Origin of the sequence: Algibacter sp., from assembly GCF_049667265.1 — a bacterium.
GTDB lineage: Bacteria > Bacteroidota > Bacteroidia > Flavobacteriales > Flavobacteriaceae > Algibacter_B.
On record NZ_JBATHX010000479.1, the window covers coordinates 1 to 5,336 of the forward strand.

Annotated in this window: 5 protein-coding genes; all 5 read left to right on the top strand. The window is 33.5% G+C overall.

Annotated features, from left to right (window positions below; translation table 11 throughout):
* On the top strand, positions 1 to 984 hold a 984-nt coding region (locus tag WBN21_RS16420), incomplete at its 5' end, for a sugar isomerase (RefSeq protein WP_424202195.1).
* Between the two features lie 10 nt (positions 985 to 994).
* Positions 995 to 2,371: an FGGY-family carbohydrate kinase gene (locus tag WBN21_RS16425; protein WP_424202197.1), complete on the top strand. Its 1,377-nt coding sequence runs from the start codon at positions 995 to 997 to the stop codon at positions 2,369 to 2,371.
* A gap of 76 nt (positions 2,372 to 2,447) precedes the next feature.
* Positions 2,448 to 3,737 (top strand): class II aldolase/adducin family protein, encoded by a 1,290-nt coding sequence (locus tag WBN21_RS16430; protein ID WP_424202199.1) that lies wholly within the window; start codon positions 2,448 to 2,450, stop codon positions 3,735 to 3,737.
* A gap of 4 nt (positions 3,738 to 3,741) precedes the next feature.
* Positions 3,742 to 4,890, top strand: a complete 1,149-nt coding sequence (locus tag WBN21_RS16435; protein WP_424202201.1) for an alpha-hydroxy acid oxidase — start codon at positions 3,742 to 3,744, stop codon at positions 4,888 to 4,890.
* A 47-nt stretch (positions 4,891 to 4,937) separates the two neighbouring features.
* Positions 4,938 to 5,336 (top strand): aldehyde dehydrogenase family protein (locus WBN21_RS16440; RefSeq protein WP_424202203.1); only part of this gene is annotated, 399 nt, incomplete at its 3' end.

Below are 5,336 nucleotides of genomic sequence, written 5' to 3' on the forward strand. Positions count from 1 at the left end.
CCTTGGGATATTCCTTCTGACTATAATGCTATAAAAGAAACAGCAGATGCCTTAAATATAAAGTTTGATGCGGTAAACTCTAATACCTTTCAAGATCAAAAAGGTGCTGCAGAATCATACAAATATGGTTCTTTAAGCAATACTAGCAAAGCAGTAAGAGAACAAGCTATTCAACACAATTTAGATGTTATTAAAATAGGAGAAAAATTAGGTTCTAAAGCGTTAACTGTTTGGTTGGCTGATGGATCTTGTTTTCCAGGACAAAATAACTTCCAAACGGCATTTCAAAACACACAAGATAGTTTAATTGATATTTATAAAGGTTTACCAGACGATTGGAAAATGTTGGTAGAGTATAAACCTTATGAACCAAACTTTTATAGTACTGTAATTCAAGATTGGGGCGCGTCTTTAATGTTGGCAAATGGTTGTGGCGATAAAGCATATACCTTAGTTGATTTAGGACATCATTTACCAAATAGTAATATTGAACAAATTGTTTCAATTTTACAACTGAAAGGTAAATTAGGAGGATTTCACTTTAATGATAGTAAATATGGAGATGATGATTTAACAGTAGGGAGTATAAAACCTTATGCGTTATTTTTAATATTTAACGAACTGGTTTACGGTATGGCAAACAATCCTCAAAACCCAGATTTGGCATGGATGATTGACGCTAGTCATAACGTAAAAGACCCACTAGAAGATTTAATTCAATCGCTTGAAGCCATTCAAGAAGCTTATGCGAAAGCACTATTAATTGATCAAAAAGCACTTAAAGCTGCGCAATTAGATAATGATGTTGTGAAATGTCAAGAAATTTTACAAGGAGCTTATAGAACTGATGTTAGGCCATTATTAGAAAAAGCGCGCTTAGATAGAGGCGGAGTTATAAGTCCAATAAATGCGTATAGAGCTTTAGATGTTAGAGGGCAGTTAATTAAAGAAAGAGGTAAACATACTGTTGCTACAGGACTTTAATCTGTGTAGTATGAAACAAAAAGTAACAGCCGTTTTTGATATTGGTAAAACCAATAAAAAGTTTTTTCTATTTGATAAAGACTTTAAAGAGGTACACAAGGAATATATTTCGTTTGAAGAAATACAAGATGAAGATGGCCACCCTACAGAAAATCTTCCAGCTTTAAAAAAATGGTTAAAAGAGGTATTTAACCGCATTTTAGAGAAAAAGGAATTTAATGTTAAAGCCATAAATTTTTCAACATACGGAGCAAGTTTTGTGCATATAGACAGAAATGGAAAGCCATTAACGCCCTTGTACAATTATACAAAGGCTTTACCTGAAGAGATAGTGACTTCATTTTTTGAAAAACACGGACCTAAAGAAGAGTTTCTAAAAACTACTGGCTGTGCAGATTTAAGTATGCTCAATTCAGGCTTGCAATTATTTTGGTTAAAGCATTCAAAACCAGAGGTTTTTAAAAAAATTAAATATTCTTTACACTTACCACAGTATCTAAGTCATGTTTTTACTGGAATTCCTCTAAGTGAATATACCAGCATAGGTTGCCATACGGCGCTTTGGGATTACAGTAAAAAAGATTATCACAACTGGGTTTACGAAGAAGAGATTGACAAAATATTACCACCAATAGTTTCAACAGAAACTAGTATTAATATGAATTACAATGGTAACCGTATTAAAATAGGGGTGGGTATTCATGATAGCTCAGCGGCTTTATTGCCTTATGTTCGTAGTATAAAGAAAAAATTTGTTCTTATATCAACAGGTACATGGAGTATTACATTTAATCCATTTACGGAAAAACCAATTTCAACGGAAGTAAATGATAGCGATGTAATTAATTATATGCGCATCAATGGTAAGCCTGTAAAAGCGTCACGATTATTTTTAGGTAATGAATACAAGGTTCAAGTTGAAAAACTGAATAAAACCTTTGGAGTTGATGATGATTTTCACCGTAATGTTAAGTTTGATTATGATACCTATTTAGAAATCATGAAAGACTTCAAGTATTGTTTTAAATGGGAAAGCTTAACCGATAAGAATATGCCTGAACAAACAAATTTTTATTATGATAAATATGAGCATGCGTATCATCAATTAATGACTGAATTAGTATTATTACAAATAAATTGTATTAAAAAAGCTATTGGAAATGATGATATTTCTGGATTGTATGTAGATGGAGGATTTAGTGATAACGACTTGTTTATAAAGTTGTTATCTCACAATTTCAGAGATAAAAAGTTAAGAACAACAAATGCTTCTTTAGGCTCTGCTTTAGGCGCCGCAATTTCTATTTCAGATGCTAAGCTTAATTCTAAGTTTTTGAAAAAAAATTATGCACTTAAAAAACATGTACCGTTTATAATAAGTGGTTAATTCCTTTCAGTTAAAAAATAAATAAATAATAAGAAGTAGCTTGGAATAAAAGTTTATTTCTTAAAAATATAATCAAATGTCAAAAAATATAAAACTAGTACATCCCAGAGATAAAATTACTGAAATAATCAGTAGAATTTATAAACGCGGTATGACCACTACATCTGGTGGAAATATTTCAATTATTGATGAAGAAGGAAATATATGGGTAACACCTTCTGCAATAGATAAAGGTTCTTTACGAGCCTCAGATATCATTTGTGTAAAGAAAGATGGAACCATTATTGGAAAACATAAACCATCATCAGAATTTCCATTTCACAAAGCAATATATGAAGCCAGACCTGATATTAAGTCTGTAATTCATGCACATCCTCCTGCATTAGTGTCATTTAGTATAGTGCGTCAAATTCCTAATACGAACATCATATCTCAGGCAAAGCATATTTGCGGTCCAATAGGATATGCGAAATACCGATTGCCTGGTAGTGAGGATTTAGGAGATGTTATTGCCGATGAGTTTAAAAAAGGGTATAAAGCTGTAATTATGGAAAACCATGGAACAGTTTTAGGAGGAGCAGATTTAACTGATGCTTATGAGCGTTTTGAAGCTTTAGAGTTTTGCGCGAGAACAATAGTTTACGCATCACAAATTGGAACTCCAAAATATCTAACAGATAAACAAATAGATGAATTTGAAGAGCAAGCAACAGGTGTTTTGCCTGAGATGGAAAGCACGACCTATTCATCAGATGAAGCAGAAAAACGTTTGCAAATATGTAATATAGTAAAACGTTCATGCCAACAAGGATTAATGATAGGTTCTTATGGTACGGTATCCATGCGTTGGAAGGACAACGATTTTCTCATTACACCAACAGGGATAAATAGATGGGATATTGATTTAGATGATATTGTTCAAATAAAAGATGGGAAACGTGAAGCAGGAAAAATTCCGAGTAGAGCAACATGGATACATCAAGAAATTTACAATAGAAACCCTGATGTAAATTCAATTATTATGACACAATCGCCTTACCTCATGGCATTTGGTGTTACAGGTGAATATCTAAATGTAAGAACAATACCTGAAAGTTGGATATTTCTCCAAGACATCAATTTTGTTGAGTATGGTAATCATTTTAGAAAAAATAATAATTCTGCAATAGTAGATAATTGCCCAACGGCATTAATTATACAAAACGATTCAGTAATTGTAACAGGTGATAAGTTATTACAAACCTTTGATTATTTGGAAGTTGCTGAGTTTAGTGCTAAATCTATCGTTATGGGTAATTCCTTAGGTGAAATGGTGCCTATAAATGATAATCAAGTAGAGGATTTAAGAGAAAAGTTTTTAACATAAAAAGATGGCAAAAAGTTTCGATACGCGATATCCTTCAATAGATGATTTAAGAGCCAAGGCTCAAAAAAAAATACCAAAGTTTGCTTTTGAATATTTGGATGGAGGCTGTAATGAAGATGTAAATTTAATAAGAAATACAGCGGAACTAAGAGAAGTTCAGTTAAAACCAAATTACTTAAGGAAGCATCATGGGTCTTCGCTTAAAACAAATTTATTTGGTATAGAATATGATGCACCTTTTGGAATAGCACCTGTTGGGTTACAAGGTTTAATGTGGCCTAATTCGCCTGAGATTCTTGCTAAAGCGGCTTTTGAGCATAACATTCCTTTTATTTTAAGCACAGTTACAACTACAAGTATAGAAAGAGCTAGCGAGCTTACAGAAGGAAAAGCATGGTTTCAGTTATATCATCCAGCTGAAGATAGGTTGCGAGACGATATAATTAATCGTGCAGCAGCTGCAGAATGTCCTGTTTTAGTAATTCTTTGTGATGTTCCAACTTTTGGGTTTAGACCACGAGATATTAGAAATGGATTGGCAATGCCACCAAAAATGAATTTAAGTAATATTCTTCAGGTATTTGGCAGACCGCATTGGGCGATGCAAACTTTAAAGTATGGACAGCCTAATTTTGAAACTCTTAAGCCTTATATGCCTAAAGGTTTAGATTTAAAACAATTGGGTAAGTTTATGGATCAAACGTTTAGCGGCAGGTTGAACGAAGAAAAAATAAAACCTATCCGCGATATGTGGAAAGGAAAACTGGTTTTAAAAGGTGTAGCATCAGAATTCGATACAGAAGAAGCAATTAGATTAGGTTTAGATGGAATTATTGTTTCCAACCATGGTGGTCGTCAATTAGATGCGGGACAATCTACTGTTAAACCTTTATCAACAATTGCTGAGAAGTATGGAGATCAAATAGAAGTCATGATGGATAGCGGTATTCGTTCTGGACCAGATGTAGCCAGAGCTATGGCCAGCGGCGCTAAATTTACTTTTATGGGACGCTCATTTATGTACGGTGTTTCAGCCCTTGGTAAAAACGGAGGGAATCACACTATTTCACTCTTAAAAACAGAATTACAACAAGTTATGGAACAACTTTGTTGCGAGAATACAACCGATTTTCCTAATCATTTAATTAAGTAGAATTAATATTTAGATAATAAAAAAAACTAACTAAACTTTATTGTAAAATGAAACATTATAAGCAATTTATAAATGGGCAATTTATTGACTCAAAAGCCACTTCGGTCATCGAGATTCTAAACCCATGTACAGAAGAAGTTATAAGCACCATATCTACTGGTACGGTGGAAGATGCAGACAATGCCTTAGAAGCAGCACAAGCTGCGCAACCGGCATGGGAAGCATTACCAGCAATACAAAGAGCAGCGTATTTGCATAAAATGGCTGATGTTATTAGAGAAAACCGTGTGTTTTTGGCAGAAACATTATCTAAAGAACAAGCAAAAGTTATCGGCTTAGCGCAAGTAGAAATAGACGTAACTGCTGATTATTTTGATTACAATGCAGGTTGGGCGCGTAGAATTGAAGGTGAAATTATTCAAAGTGATCGCGAAAAAGAACACATC